The sequence below is a fragment of the Enterobacter sp. WP_7_1 genome (assembly GCF_003688535.1).
Classification (GTDB): Bacteria; Pseudomonadota; Gammaproteobacteria; order Enterobacterales; family Enterobacteriaceae; genus Enterobacter; species Enterobacter asburiae.
Map to the genome: position 1 here is coordinate 41,003 of NZ_REFK01000001.1, position 14,085 is coordinate 55,087.

The window sequence follows — 14,085 nt, forward strand, 5'->3', positions numbered from 1 at the left end:
GATAGAGGACGCGAGGTGGCGTATGCTTAATCCAGCAGTAGAGCTCAAAGCAAAAAAACAGCAGTTTATAAGCATTAGGGAATTGATTGCTCGAATTGAGGCAAAATTCCCTGATATGACAAGGGATCAAATCGCAAATTGGATAATCATTAAACTTGATGAAGAACAAGAATACGCGCCGAGTCTATTAATACAAGACTCTCGTGGAATCACCAGACGACCAACCTTCGGTGATCCTTCTTTTAGTGCTTATGAAATGCTTAGCAGTGTTATGGCAAACCCTACTATGGATGAACCTCCTTACGAGGGATGGACTCCATCTATGACACAAGAAGGCCAAGAGCAAACCTCTAGCTCTTCAGATCTCAATTTTCATGATGATATTCCATTTTAAGGTGATGCTATGAATTCATTTGATTTTATAGGATTTAATCGTTCAGAGATTGAGAAAACGTTAGGCCTTAATCTGCATGATAATTTATTGGAATATAACATTGGGTTAAAGAAAAATTTACCAAGTTGGCTTGTTCCATATCTTTCAAGAGATAGCATCTCTCTTAGTGACTCTGCACGTTTAATTGTTGGCGCAAATCCAAGAGAAAATATTACAGGTGAAAAATCTCACGAATATGAAGCTTATAAAGAATCTCTCTGGGATGCGATTGATAATTCAAAACTAACCGCAAGGGATATTTCCCACTACGATAACATGGATCATGATCGGCGTGATTGTATGCTCGTGCGTAGTGAGGTTGAAAAATGGGTTACAGAACATAATTTCAACTGGCCTTTACCCTTACAGCAACCAACTGTAAATGAACAAACAAATCAGGTCTATCTAGATCAATGGGGGGAGTTCCCCGGTAAAAACACTGCATTGATGATGATTGCAGGTATGGCTATCGCCCTCGAAAAATCAAGTAAGAGCTATCGAAATGGTGAGCGCCTGAACAAACTGGCAATTGCTCGTGCGGTTGCACAGAACCTGGCTACTCTGGGATATCAAGGGATGGTAGTGACGGAAAAACAGATGACAAACCTCATAAAGGAGGCTTTGGAAGTCACATTTCCAGAAAGCGATGGTTAGCATTTCCAAAGTTAATGTGAACGCGGGTCTCAACTTCCAAAGTCTCGCGTTCATGCTTTAGTCATTTCCAAACGCACTTAAAAAAACGATTTTATGGCCTGTAGGCTATCTGTCATCCCTTCCAACAATCTTATATCGGTTTCCACAATCATAGTTCTAGTTCTGATTAAATTATTCTCGTGAACTTCATTAGACGACACGAGGTATATATGTCTTATTCATTAATTAGATTTGCAGAAGTACAGAAACGAACAGGCTATAGCAAAGCGTGGATCTATCGTCTCCTTAAAGAAAATCGCTTTCCACAATCAGTTAAAATTGGAGCCCGATCTATCGCATTTGTTGAAAGTGAAATTGACGAATGGATAAGCCAGAGGATCGAAGAGCGTGATGCGTTAATTTCCACAAAGCCACAACTGTAACTTAGCCCGGGGAAAACTAATATGACTATCAAAAATGCCCGTGCCGGGCAGGGTCTTGCTCACCCAGAAAACAGCAGTGATGATATTTCGGTCATTAAATTTGAGGCCGCGAAAGTCCGTATTGTTAAGATCAACGGTGAACCGTGGTTCGTTGCAAAAGATGTTTGCGCGGCGCTGGAACTATCCAATTCGCGCATGGCGTTGCAGGCTCTGGATGATGACGAGAGAAATACCGTAACTTTAACTTACGGTATTCGCGGGAACCCAAATCATAGCGCTGTCTCTGAATCTGGTTTCTACAAGCTGATCGCCCGCAGCCGTAAAGCTATTACGCCGGGCACATTCGCCCATCGTTTCAGTAATTGGGTATTTCGCGAGGTTATCCCTTCTATCCGCAAAACTGGCTCTTATGGTGTGCCGTTCGTGTTCCTGAATGACTACAGCCGGCGCATGGCTGCTTATCAGCAGGAGGCCAGCAAACGCGGGTATAAGTTGCAGCAGTGTAAGGCAGTAAAAGAGGCTCTTGTGCGGGAGGAGAGCCAGCTATGGCGTAAGTATCAGCCCGAGCTGTTAGGCGAAGATTGTCATGAGCCGTTTACTGAAGTTCGCCCTTTAACGGATGAAAAAAATTGAGTTCGTGAATAACTTGCGTGCTCTTGCGATGTTGAGCACTCAAAATAAGTTTGTCGCGACAGCTCACTAAACAATTCGAAAAGGTTAATGCCATGAAGAACATTTATGCCCATCTGGGGCAGGGCTTCGCTCACCCCAAAAACTCCTTGCCTTGTTATTCCGCTGAAGGGTATGCTTTAAAAGCACCGGCAAAATCTGGTGCCAGGATTGGCGTCCTGAATGACTGTATGGCGACACATGACGCGCCAAGCGTCTTTTTTTGTGCCGTTGATCCGTCTCACCTATTTTCACGCGTTGTGGTTCAAAACCGCTCTGCTAGCAAAATTATGGTGGGCTGGGTGGGGGCGGAGAAATCCGCGCCGGAGTCCATACAGTCCGGTTACGCCAACCCTGCTCAGTCCACCACCAGTGAAATTGGCGTTTCCGGTGGTGGTTATCTAGACCACTGTATGGAGGCTGCCACATGGCTACTACCCCAACCCAAAAACTGCCCAAGTTCACCTGGCTTTTCCTCGGTACGCCGAAAGACCGGACCTGCACTCCCGTTGTTATCCGCATCGTTGCCGACAGTGAGCAAGAAGCCCGCGAGTTTTATTCCCGCTGGGATCTTATCTTTGCCGCCAAAATTCGCTCTGAATGTTCGCTTTATCAGTACAGCAGCGGCGCGTTTGAACTGGATGTTGCGAAACTGGGAGGTAGCCATGTTTAACCTCCAGACCTTGACAGCTAAAGCCCGCGAGCTGCGCGGCAACGTGGTAAGAGCTACTACCACGAAAGGTACCCGCACCATGACCCCCGTTTACGAACGGGAAGAGCAGCGCAAACTGCGCGAACGCATCCAGCAGACCCAGCCAGAATGGGTTTTACTCTGGTGGGATATTGCTACCGTTACCGGCTGGCGTACCAGCGACGTGTGCAACTTCCGTTACTCCTGCATCAACTGGGAAACCGGCATAGCAACAATCATCGTGGCGAAGCAGACCAAAGCAGCGGAAGCCAGAGCGACCCGGAAGGGGATCGAGATTGTTCGCCAGCAGCGCAAGGACGCTGCCCGGCTTGCTGGCGATCACATTGGGTACATGCACTGGGATAGCGTGAGCTGCGACGAGCTGGCCGCCGGCATGACGGAAGAAGAACAGGCGATCGTGTTTGAGCTGGTGGCAAAGGCTGAAGTGAAGCACGACACCAAACAGCTGCCGCCGGGCATCATCAAACGACTGCGGGAACGCATGGAGCGCAATCTTATCGGTGACGACCTGGTATTTTCCCGCAGCCAGATTGAAAGTAACCGTTGCCAGTCTCTGGAAGGTAGCGTGAGCCGCCAGACGATCTGGAAGAAACTGCACAACGTAATGCTGTGGTTTACCCGCGTGGTAAACACGCGTCTGCGCCTGAGTGCCTATTCCAGCCGCAAGATTGCCGCCTTTAATCTCATGTCCGCCGGCGGCGAACAGGGCTTGCTGGTCGCCTCTGAAATGCTCGGGCACAGTAACCCGGCAATCACCCGAACTTACCTCCAGTTAGGCAGTAAGGCCTCCGCCATTCAATCCCGTCTGGCCATGGAGGTATCTGTATGAAAATGGTTATCCAATTTTGCCGTCTCGGTGCTTTTCTCGATCACGTATCTGAGCAATTAAATAGCGCGCGATATTGTTTTGCCCGCCAGTCATTAAGGGACGGGGAGGAGAAATTATGACTCCTGTTTACGATCTGGTTCGCCGGGCCGACGGCAAAAACGTTTTCAGTTTCCCGGCCGGCGGCCGCTATCTGGTGGACACGTCAAACGGTCTTCAGTCGATGCGCCCCCTTATGGACGACGAGATCATTTTTACGGTGGAGAGTGCCGCGCGCTTTCTGAAGAAAATTGGTTATCAGGTAATCCCGCCAGCGGCGTGAGGTAAAAAATTATGACGATTAAAAATTCCGGCTTAGCTGCTGGTGGCCGCGCTCACCCTGAAATCAGGCCGGGCGATAAATGGAAGGACGGGCGGGGCAACATCGTAATTATCGAAAGTTACCGATTCGACAGAGTGACATATTGCCGCGAGGGGTACAGCTCACCGTGTTTTTGCACGCCAGAAAGACTGGTGCGGGAATTTGAATTTGTTTCTTCCGCGCCGGTCGCCGGCGAAAAAAATATCGATCGGATTATGCGGGTGCTGGGCATCGAACGAATTCGGGTTATGCGTGAAATCATCAGGGAGCGAGGGAACAGAAAATGAAGAATGCACCAAACCTTAAAAAGCAGCCGGCGGATCTCATGGAGGAGTCAATTATCTTTGCCGGCGCTGATGCCTGGACGTTCGCCAAAGCATGGCAGGAAATGAACCCGATTGGCGACACGGTGCCGCCGGTTGTGCTGGATAAAAAGCAGCTGGCGGAGCTGGAGAATATCCGCATTGTTGATGATGGCCGGCTCTATGCCCGGGTTTGCCGCGGTGGGCATCTGACCGAAAGGCAGATAACCATTCTCGCTACAAAGCTGGCGGTGGCCGGCGTGGAGCGCGCGCAATTCTACTCTGAAGGTTATCAGCTTCTGGAGGACTGGACGCCGCAGCTGCCGCGCCTCAAAGCCGATGCGGAAGCCGGCAAAAGCATGGTGATCGGCAAACCGCTGACGGATGTAAACCTCCGCGACCTGGCTGATAACGAAAAGGCGCTCATACTGGCGGCGCGTTACACCGGCATTGCGATTAATGAAAACAGCGAAAGCGTGTACGTCTACCGCGCCGGCATCTGGGAGAAAACGTCACTGCTCGAGCTGAGCCGCGAAATGGTGGCTATCTACAACGAGAACAAAACCAACTTCAGCAAGCGCGCGATCAACAACGTTATCGACGCCCTGAAAATTGTTATCCCGGTAATGGGGGAGCCGCGGCGCAGCCTGATCCCCTTTGCAAACGGTGTTTACGATATGGAAACCGGCGTTTTCTCCGAACACAGCCAGGATAACTGGCTGACCAACCATAACGGCGTGACCTACACGCCGGCGGTGCCGGGCGAAAACCTCCGCGACCACGCGCCGAACTTCCATAAGTGGCTAAGTTACGCATCAGATAGAGACGCAATTAAGATGCAGCGTATCGCTGCAGCGCTCTTTATGGTGCTGGCGAACCGGTACGACTGGCAGTTGTTCCTCGAGATAACCGGTGAGGGCGGCAGCGGGAAAAGTGTCTTTACCCATATCGCCACGATGCTGGCCGGCGCGCATAACACCGCCAGCGGGAACATGGCGGCGCTCGACAGCGCGCGTGGGCGGGCGCAGTTCGTCGGGAAAAGCATGATAACGCTTCCTGATCAGCCCAAATATTCAGGAGAGGGCACCGGGATAAAAGCGATAACCGGCGGGGATGCCGTGGAGATCGACCCGAAACACGAGCACCAGTACACCGCCGTTCTGCGGGCGGTGGTTGTGGCCACAAACAATACGCCGATGATTTTCACCGAACGTGCCGGCGGCGTTTCCCGGCGCCGCGTAATTTTCCAGTTTAACCGGCGCGTCAGCGAAGAGGATAAGGATCCCGACCTGGCAGAAAAGATATCCGCTGAAATTCCGGTGGTTGTTCGCCGGCTGCTGGCGAACTTTGCGAACCCGGAAAAAGCGCGGGCGCTGCTGCTGGAGCAACGGAACAGCGAAGAAGCACTGGAGGTGAAGCAGAAAACAGATCCGCTATATGCCTTCTGCGCTCACCTTGAGCGGCTGGCTGATTGTGCGGGAATGATGGTAGGAAACCGTAATCCGCCTCACTATCCGCGAATTTATCTCTATCACGCTTATCTGGCATTCCTTGAGGCCAACGGTTTCGACAAACCTCTGACGCTGAATAAATTCGCAGAGGGGATGGAAAGCGCGATGAGGGAGTTTAATCACGAGTACCGTAAGGAACGCAGAGCCCGTGGCATGGTGACTAACGTCGAACTTTCGGAAAGTGCGGAAGACTGGTTACCTCAGACGCATCCTGTAGCCGGTCATAAAGAATGAAGTTCAGATAAATATGGAGAAAGGTATACATGGTATACATCGAGAGAATAATTTATATATAAATCAGTGAAATAAGCCATGTATACCTTGTTTTCAGGTATACACAGGGTGTACATGGTGTTCATTCTCACATTAATCATCTGATGGTTTATTAAACAGAATGATGTATACCGTGTAGACCTGAAATCCCAAAATGTAGGCTGGTATTCATGGGTTAATATATTGTTTTATAAGTATTTTTTTTGCCTTTGTGAACACCATGTATACCTTGAGGGCAAATTCTTTAAAACGCATCCACTCTTTTCACGTTGTGAACCCCTGCTATTTCATTAATATCGTTTCATAAATCGCAATTGATTATTTGATTGTTGCGATTAATGAAACTTTAACGATTGCTATTACAGGGGGCATCATGAGCAAGGTTAACGTTAAGCCCGTTCTGCTGAACGGGGAACAGATTCAGGCTCTGAAAACCATTCAGGAGAGGGAGCGCCAGAAGTCGGGCATGGGGATCGCGCCGTCAATCCATGCTGTTGCGCGCAAGGTATTTGATACGGGGCTGTCAAAAATGGAGGCAGGGCAATGAGCTACTCAATCAAAATTGGGAAACACAGCATCGAGCTGGCAGGTTATGCCGGTAAGGTTGTTGCGCCAAATACTCAGATGGCCGCTTTATTCCGTGGTATGGCGGGCGAACTCACCAGCCTGAGGACAACGGCGCAGCAGGCCGAAGCTGAGGCGGATTTGCTGGACGTTATCCGCAACGATCCCGATCTGAACGAACAGGCAAAAAATCGCAGGGCAGGTGAAGCCCGGAACCCGGACACGCTCAAAGACTTTACCCGCGGGGTGGCAGCCGTAAGCGAGCAGGCCGCAAATATTCTCGATTACCTGAAGAACAAGCTCGCTCCGGTTAATCCACTGGCATCTGATGATGTTCAGGGATTCATGCGTGACAGTGAAATGCGCCAGGCATTCGCCCGACTGGATCGCCGCAGCCAGGAAAAAATGCTGCTGTCGATGCACAGTGGAAAGCATCAGGAGCTGGCGGACGCCTTACTAAGGGCGCACGCAGTGTGTTCGGGACTCGATACGGAACAGCTAAAACGTCTCGGCTTCTCCCGTATTGCATCAGAGAACGGGCAGGTGATTAACGCGGTTGCCGATCTGGTCGACGCGGTAAGGAAAGACGTCGCACAAATTACAGCTGTCCGAACCTGGTATAACAATCTCGTGTACGGGAAGAACGACGATCCATCAGACGTACAGCCACGCATGACCGGCCTTGACCAGTTAAGCGAACATGTCAGCGCGATGCTCAAAGGCAGCCAGCGGCAGACACATTCAGAAGAGAAGCAGGCCGCCTGAGGGCGGCTTTTTTCTGCCCGGAGGGAAACATCACGATGCTATTAAGTAAATCAGCCTACGCCAGGCATATGGGCGTCAGCCGGCAAACTGTTTACGGCTGGATAGCCCGCGGTGAAATTGTAATTTCAGGCGATAAAGTGGATGTCGAAGCATCGCAGGCTAAACAAAATTCTGCTGGTGCTGGTGCTGGTGCTGGTGCTGGTGCTGGTGCTGGTGCTGGTGCTGGTGCTGGTGCTGGTTCTGGTGCTGGTGCTGGTGATCATCACAATGCAATGACGTGGGCGCAGGCCGCCGCGTGGGTATGGGTGCATGACGGCGGGAAAGAGCTGCCGGCTGATATTAATGCTGGCCAGCGAATAGAGGCAGCAGCCGCTGAGCTGGGTTTTGATGTTCAGCACGAGCCCGATGAACAATTGCTGATTCTCTTCCGGCCGGATGAAGAAACCCACAGCTTCTATGGCAAAGACCGTGCCGCGGGAGCTTTACGGTTTCTTCGTTCTGAGCTGGCCTACGTTGCCACAATGCACCCCGATACGCCGGATGACTGGAGCAAAACAAGATTAAGGGCGCTCTGCCTGCTGGACGGCGAAAAACTGTAAACCCCCCAGCCCCTCAAACTTGACACTTTTTCGCGAGAAACTGGGAAAAGTGTCAACCCAACCTAACGGATCCTGACGCCTACGAACAGCAGCTACAGCAGAAGTGTAAAGGGCTGGCGTTGAGATTTGTTGAGCCTTGGCTGTTAACTTTTGTTAATCCTGATGCGAAGCAGGGCAGGTGTCAGCCTGTTATGGTTTGTTATGCCTTACTAGGGGGAGCGGTTGACAGTTCCCCCTTTAGAAAACTTCAGGTACAGCATCGTTGGATGCACCTGTCAAAACATGTCATCCACAGGCACCGCTAGCGGGGGTTTTTGGCTGTGCGCGCTCTAGGTTACAGTTGCGTGATAAAGACAATTTGGTATTTGTCATGTTTTACTAAGACAGTAACTACTAGAACCCTTGTATAAAAAAATATGATTTTTATTATTAATATCAAGGTGCTAGACTGAAAATTCTTTATAAGAAAGTGTGCTTTCTTCAAAACAATTTCTAACTAAGGAAAAAGTTAATGATTGACAGTGGAAGGGAAAAGATTTCTGACAAAAAGTTTGACTCATCAATTAGTAATGAAACTTATATTAATAAATTATTTGAACGTTTGGTTGCATTAAATATAGAGTTCAAAAATATAGATTTTCGTTATTGTATTTTTGATGCTGCGTATATTAGGAAGTGTAGCTTTGATAATTGCAATTTCACTGGATGCCGATTCATAAATTGTAATTTCACAGGTACTAGTTTTAATGGGTGTAAATTTGATTATGCTAGCTTTGATAAGACTCACATCGATAATGATATTCTCGATGTCGGTTGCCCTGGTCCAGAAAATTTAAAGCTTAAGTTTGCACGTTCCTTGCGGGTGAATTATCAGCAAATTGGTGATTCTAAATCGGCTAATAAAGCAATTGCAATTGAACTCCAAGCAACTGAAGCACACCTTCATAAAGCATGGGATTCGAATGAATCATATTATCGACAGAAATATAAAGGGCGTGAAAGATTCTATATGTATCTTGAATGGATACAGTTTAAAGCTTTGGATATCGTTTGGGGGAATGGAGAATCCACTATAAAGCTGATTAGAGCTGTAATGATAATTATATTACTTATGTCTTTAAATCATGTTTGGTGTTATGGTGATGTATGGTTAGTGAAATCTTATTTAGATGCGCTCGAGATATCCCCCCAAATTTTATTAGGCACTTTAACTCCTTCTGGTTACGCAACATCTTATATTACTTTAATAACCTTTGTAAGATTAGTGATGTTTGGTTTTTTCATGTCAATAATAATTAAGAGATTTAATAGGCGATAACAATGCACATATATGCTTTTGGTTCTGTATGTCGAGGGGAAATTGACGTTCACTCAGATGTTGATATGCTGGCAATTGTTAATGGAAAAGATACAAGGTTTAATCCTAATGACTACTCAATATATTCTTACGACCGGATAAAAAAACTTTGGAATGAAGGTAATCCTTTTGCTTGGCATCTATTTTTAGAGGCAAAGATGGTTTTTTCATCTGATGGTAAAAATTTTCTGCGTGATATCGGATGTCCCAGTACATATAAATCAGGATTAGATGATTGCCGTAAATTCCTTAACATCTTTTTATCAGCTAAAGAGTCAATTCAATCCTCAAGATTGACAGAAGTGTTTGATTTATCGACGATTTTCTTGTCGGTGCGAAATTTTGCAACATGTTATTCGTTAAGTTCCTGTGAATGTGCTGATTTTTCTCGTAATTCAGCAAAAAATTTAGGTGAAAAAAGTCTGAAGATGAGTGAATCTTCATACAGGATACTTGAAAGAGCTAGAGTGCTTTCTACAAGAGGCGTGGGCATTATTTTAAATGAAAAGGAAATAATTCAAGCCAAGAGTCAGTTGAATGATGTTGAGTTATGGATGAATGATTTAATTAAAAATATTGAAGGTGACAATTGTGAGTGAATTCAATAATAGAATAAAAGCGCAGAGGATTGTCTTGAAAGAAATTAATGGTTCGAGTTTTTTTGAGGAGCCATTGTTAAGTTTAACCGAAAAAGCAATTGAAAGATGGTCAAGAGCCAATAACATTAGTTCTGATAATGAAATTGCAGTCTTGCTAAAACACTTATCATCAACTCTTTTCTTTTTGGCAAACAAAAGTCAAGAGCAAATTACTGAGGATTATAAATCTCTTTCAAAAAAAGTTGATGGTCTAATATTTGATTTGCAATTTCATATCAATGAAAGAGGAAGTTCGAAATGAAAGCGTTAATATATTTAGATGACAAAATCGATTGGATTTATATTCTTTGCTAGATATTTTCAAAAAAATATGGGAGTCATCATAAAATTAAATAAATAATTAAGGGGGTTAAAATGAGTGAAGATTACAAACAAAAAATTGAGGGCATTAAGTCCTCAATTAAGAGACTTACAGAGGATGAGTCATTAGCACATACTAAACATCAGTTGGAACAATATGAGCATGAGTATAGTGATTTCATAGAGCACTATGAAAATCAAATGTGTTATCTCTGCAAAAAACCTTTCGCAACGATAAGTTCAAACTCACCATGTCTTCACTGGTTATTAAGGCGCTGTAAGTTTAAAAAAAATGACTTTCCTAAAATATATGAAAACTATGATTTTTACTCCATATCTGCTTATTTGAGATGGGTTGCTTTTGCAGAAGCCGGCAGCAAAAATATAAATAACTTAAAAGAAGAGAGTGATAAGCGTAAAATCTTCGAAATAACAATAAAGTGGCTCAATATAGAATGGACCTTGGATTGTTCAAAAAACGATTTCCGTGGTCATGAAGGTACGAAGACAGATTTTCCCCATTGGCATTTTCAAATGAGAATTGATGGAAGGCAATTTATTAACTTCAATGACTTTCATATCCCTTTTTCCGAGAATGACCAATTAAAAATAGATTTAGAATCAGATTCTGATTCAGGTTTTGTTCATTCTTACGGCCCCGGTGGGATAGGAATGCAAGAAAGAATGGATCAGCTTCAATATAATTATGAAGAATTTCTTGAGAGCTCATTGGTCGCAACTGATCCGGATGATGGACAAATTCATATGCAATCTATTATTACAGCGCCAGAAGGGGGGATTTCTGGCGAGCAGATTGACAAGGCTCTAACAATGGCAAGAGAAACCGGGAAAACTTTAGCTTATTGTTTCTCGGTTGTTCTAAAAAATGACTCTGGTGTATCAATAGCGACTATAGCTAGCCCCGCAGAATCTGTGCCAGAGCTTGCAAAGCGGAGTGAACGAAAAAGAAGATAGATTTGTTTAAACTTTTCATTAATGTACAGCGATGCAGAATTTCAATTAATTTCTGCATCGATTTTATTTTTTGAATTTAGAATAGATTATAAATTAATATTTAAATGGCTATGAAATAGTTTTACTGGTATCAATAAAACATAGTCGATAGGGGGTACTTTTGGGGGTATCTTTGTAATTCATAACTGTCATTTTTGTTGATATTCAATTGGTTGGGTTGTTTTATTGACTCCTATTATCGCACCATTTCAAACTTTTCCCAAATCTACCGAAATCAACTAAAAGCCCGTATACTGCGCTTTCTGGCCGCATCTTATCTCCTGATATGAACTTGCCGCCACGCGCAATCACGACATCGTAACGATCATCCTGAATGAGGACCGGGTGATTCCGGCGATATTTGAGACCATGATCGGCGAGGGAGTCTATGCCGATAGCTGGCGCAAGCGGGCACTGCCCCGCGTCAGCACACTGCAGGCATTCAATAAGCCATACCCTGGGTGATGTTCTGGCGGAGCCTGCCGCGTTGTGCTGCGGAATGGGCCAGGAAACCGGGCAACGCGCGTTGCTGATATTGCTGTCGTACACGCTTATCTTTTACAAGCAGCCAGAGAGCAGGATTCGGTGACGCTTAACCGTCTCTCAGATACTGGCGCACCGCGCTTGTCTTTCCCCATTTGCTCACTCAGCACTGGACAGCTTAAGCAAATGGGAAGCGATCCCCCAACGGAGGGTCATATCCTCCTCTCCGCCCGCCTCCAGCACGGTATAACTCGCGTTCGGTTGTGCGTAGCGGTTGAAATGATCGATGTTGCCCTCTTTAAGCAACGCAAGCATACCCTGCATGACATGTCCGTGAGTGACAACACAGAACGTCTGATGCGTTGTGGTTGCCATCTTCTCGTGCAAAAAATGGATAATACGCTGAGAAGCGTGGGCAAGCGACTCGCCGCCAGGAGGACAAAACGCGGCATTCTGTGAAAATAACGCGAGAAACTGACTCGGATATTCCTGCTCTAATTGTGCCTTCGTCATACCTTCATATTGACCAAATGACTGTTCTTTTAGGGCCTCTTCGATCACCAGCGGGCACTGAAAATGGCCCGCCAGTGCCTGACCCATTTTCCACGCGCGTCCAAGAGGTGAAGTAAAGACACATTCCACCGGATAAGCAGCATCCGTTAAAGCCGTCAGTAATGCCGATGTTTCCAGCGTGCCGCGGGCAGTCAACGGGCTATCCTTGTGTCCCTGGATAACACCGTGCTGATTCCATTCTGTTTCTGCATGCCGCACTAAAATCACTTTCATCAGAAATTACAATTGCTCCAGTAGCTGGCCTGCATCCACAAGAGGCAATGATGGCAAGGCATGCCATGCATTCCAGATTGACCCAATGATATCCTCTTCACGGTAGTCCGAAACGGTACCCTGAACGAGCTGTTCAAGCCATTCAAGCGTATTCGTATAACGAGCAAGATCTGTACAGGCGGTTTTCCAGAGAACATTCTCCAGCATTAGCATTAACAACTCTTCGTCTTTATTGATATCAAATTCAACCACTGGAAGTTGCTTAAGCGTGCACAGCGTCTTCACCAGCTTATCACTTTGTGACAGCGTGGCTCTGGGGATTGCAATCGGTAATGTGCTCATTTTCAACTGAGGAAGCATTTCACTCAGTGTTTCCAGGAAAAGCACCTTATCCACGCCGGCAAAGCTAATGCCGCCTAAGAGCCAGGGTGTAATAGCCCGGCGTATAGCATAAAATTCACGGACAGCTTTCTTGGCAATAACTAAATCATTTACGCTAAGAGCATTAATATGCGAGAAAATTTCGCGCCCTTCATTACCATGCTCACCTTCAATATTAATCTTCTCATGGACTATCTGGCTACGTATTGCTTCTGGAGCGAGACCGGAGTTCTCCAGTACGTCAATATAGGCCTGACTTTCCTCACTGGTTCCTTCCATCAGTGCCACCAGCGTGACGAAGGTCGGCAAATGAAAATGAGCCGCTTTGAGTAACATGGCCATTGTAGCCTCAGTGCAGAGATGAGGACTGGTAGATTCAATTTCCTCGTCGCTCATCCCAAAACCCAGTAACGACCGGCGCAGTAATTTTTCATGACCGACTTCATCAAAGAAGAAGTCACGGATCGCCATCGTCAGGTCGTCATTACCATAGTCGCGCAAAGATGCGGTAAGTACCCGTTCTGCAGCCCGAGTGACATGGTAATATTCAACGGACCAGCGCTTTAACGCCGCGTCGTCTATAGTTTTGGTGAATACTTTGCGGCTAAATTCATCCTGTTCAAAAGCAGGTAAAACAATATTGTAATAATAATTCTCAATCTCACAGATAAACGCCTTGCCTGAAATGACGTCATTTACAGATTGAGCGTCAGAAAGTAGATGTTGCTCATCGAGCATAGAGAGAAAATCATTAACCGTATATGGCTGCATTGCCGAACCCAGCCTTTCATTCAGCGCTGGAACATTAATATCAGCATCCGTCAAATGTTTAAGAATATCTCCGGCGGCCTGGGCCATTATTTCATTCTCAAAATCAATGGTAAAACTCTCGCTGGGAGTAATAAAAATAACTTGCTGGCGATCGAGTCGAAAGGTGATATCTTTTGCGAGGCATGGATTGTTTTGATAAATCATAAAGAAACCCTCAAAAAAGTAAAGGCACTCTATCGAAAC

19 protein-coding genes and 1 pseudogene are annotated in these 14,085 nt (G+C 46.2%); 18 read left to right on the top strand and 2 right to left on the bottom strand.

Annotated elements, in window-relative coordinates:
- Positions 1–22 precede the first annotated feature (22 nt).
- The 18 genes and pseudogenes from BJ885_RS00220 (at position 23) to BJ885_RS00300 (ending at position 11,382) form a co-directional block, all read left to right on the top strand.
- On the top strand, positions 23–394 hold the full coding sequence (locus BJ885_RS00220) for a hypothetical protein (protein WP_006809974.1): 372 nt from the start codon (positions 23–25) through the stop codon (positions 392–394).
- Between the two features lie 9 nt (positions 395–403).
- Positions 404–1,087, top strand: a complete 684-nt coding sequence (locus tag BJ885_RS23385) for a hypothetical protein (RefSeq protein WP_224787900.1) — start codon at positions 404–406, stop codon at positions 1,085–1,087.
- A 209-nt stretch (positions 1,088–1,296) separates the two neighbouring features.
- Positions 1,297–1,509 carry an AlpA family transcriptional regulator gene (locus BJ885_RS00230; protein WP_074143186.1) on the top strand — a complete coding sequence of 71 codons (213 nt, stop codon included), beginning with the start codon at positions 1,297–1,299 and terminating at the stop codon, positions 1,507–1,509.
- 21 nt (positions 1,510–1,530) lie between these two features.
- Positions 1,531–2,142: a BRO family protein gene (locus BJ885_RS00235; RefSeq protein WP_121930930.1), complete on the top strand. Its 612-nt coding sequence runs from the start codon at positions 1,531–1,533 to the stop codon at positions 2,140–2,142.
- 227 nt (positions 2,143–2,369) lie between these two features.
- Positions 2,370–2,558 (top strand): annotated as a pseudogene (locus tag BJ885_RS23390) (ash family protein); the annotation flags it as partial.
- Between the two features lie 47 nt (positions 2,559–2,605).
- Positions 2,606–2,851, top strand: coding sequence for a host cell division inhibitor Icd-like protein (locus tag BJ885_RS00245; RefSeq protein WP_089591343.1), 246 nt, complete (start codon positions 2,606–2,608; stop codon positions 2,849–2,851).
- Positions 2,844–3,719: a tyrosine-type recombinase/integrase gene (locus BJ885_RS00250; RefSeq protein WP_121931776.1), complete on the top strand. Its 876-nt coding sequence runs from the start codon at positions 2,844–2,846 to the stop codon at positions 3,717–3,719. Before BJ885_RS00245 ends, BJ885_RS00250 begins: the two co-directional genes overlap by 8 nt.
- A 115-nt stretch (positions 3,720–3,834) precedes the next feature.
- Positions 3,835–4,038 (top strand): hypothetical protein, encoded by a 204-nt coding sequence (locus BJ885_RS00255; protein ID WP_014830796.1) that lies wholly within the window; start codon positions 3,835–3,837, stop codon positions 4,036–4,038.
- Between the two features lie 11 nt (positions 4,039–4,049).
- On the top strand, positions 4,050–4,364 hold the full coding sequence (locus tag BJ885_RS00260) for a DUF4222 domain-containing protein (protein WP_121930931.1): 315 nt from the start codon (positions 4,050–4,052) through the stop codon (positions 4,362–4,364).
- A complete protein-coding gene (locus tag BJ885_RS00265; RefSeq protein ID WP_048973617.1) occupies positions 4,361–6,124 on the top strand; it encodes a primase-like DNA-binding domain-containing protein in 1,764 nt (587 codons plus the stop codon). The genes BJ885_RS00260 and BJ885_RS00265 overlap by 4 nt, the downstream gene beginning before the upstream one ends.
- A 412-nt stretch (positions 6,125–6,536) precedes the next feature.
- Positions 6,537–6,710: a hypothetical protein gene (locus tag BJ885_RS23220; protein ID WP_183128596.1), complete on the top strand. Its 174-nt coding sequence runs from the start codon at positions 6,537–6,539 to the stop codon at positions 6,708–6,710.
- A complete protein-coding gene (locus tag BJ885_RS00275) occupies positions 6,707–7,492 on the top strand; it encodes a hypothetical protein (protein ID WP_048973615.1) in 786 nt (261 codons plus the stop codon). The genes BJ885_RS23220 and BJ885_RS00275 overlap by 4 nt, the downstream gene beginning before the upstream one ends.
- A gap of 141 nt (positions 7,493–7,633) precedes the next feature.
- On the top strand, positions 7,634–7,768 hold the full coding sequence (locus tag BJ885_RS23395; protein ID WP_259467182.1) for a hypothetical protein: 135 nt from the start codon (positions 7,634–7,636) through the stop codon (positions 7,766–7,768).
- Positions 7,765–8,091: a hypothetical protein gene (locus BJ885_RS23400; protein ID WP_121930932.1), complete on the top strand. Its 327-nt coding sequence runs from the start codon at positions 7,765–7,767 to the stop codon at positions 8,089–8,091. Before BJ885_RS23395 ends, BJ885_RS23400 begins: the two co-directional genes overlap by 4 nt.
- Positions 8,092–8,602: 511 nt before the next feature.
- A complete protein-coding gene (locus BJ885_RS00285) occupies positions 8,603–9,409 on the top strand; it encodes a pentapeptide repeat-containing protein (protein ID WP_121930933.1) in 807 nt (268 codons plus the stop codon).
- A gap of 2 nt (positions 9,410–9,411) precedes the next feature.
- Positions 9,412–10,047, top strand: a complete 636-nt coding sequence (locus BJ885_RS00290) for a nucleotidyltransferase domain-containing protein (RefSeq protein WP_121930934.1) — start codon at positions 9,412–9,414, stop codon at positions 10,045–10,047.
- Positions 10,040–10,348, top strand: coding sequence for a hypothetical protein (locus tag BJ885_RS00295; RefSeq protein ID WP_121930935.1), 309 nt, complete (start codon positions 10,040–10,042; stop codon positions 10,346–10,348). Before BJ885_RS00290 ends, BJ885_RS00295 begins: the two co-directional genes overlap by 8 nt.
- Positions 10,349–10,461: 113 nt before the next feature.
- A complete protein-coding gene (locus tag BJ885_RS00300; RefSeq protein ID WP_121930936.1) occupies positions 10,462–11,382 on the top strand; it encodes a hypothetical protein in 921 nt (306 codons plus the stop codon).
- Between the two features lie 681 nt (positions 11,383–12,063).
- Here BJ885_RS00300 and BJ885_RS00305 read toward each other — a convergent pair.
- Positions 12,064–12,690, bottom strand: coding sequence for a histidine phosphatase family protein (locus tag BJ885_RS00305; protein WP_029739708.1), 627 nt, complete (start codon positions 12,688–12,690; stop codon positions 12,064–12,066).
- A 6-nt stretch (positions 12,691–12,696) separates the two neighbouring features.
- Complete coding sequence (locus tag BJ885_RS00310) at positions 12,697–14,046, bottom strand: iron-containing redox enzyme family protein (protein ID WP_121930937.1); 1,350 nt, start codon at positions 14,044–14,046, stop codon at positions 12,697–12,699.
- Positions 14,047–14,085 lie beyond the last annotated feature (39 nt).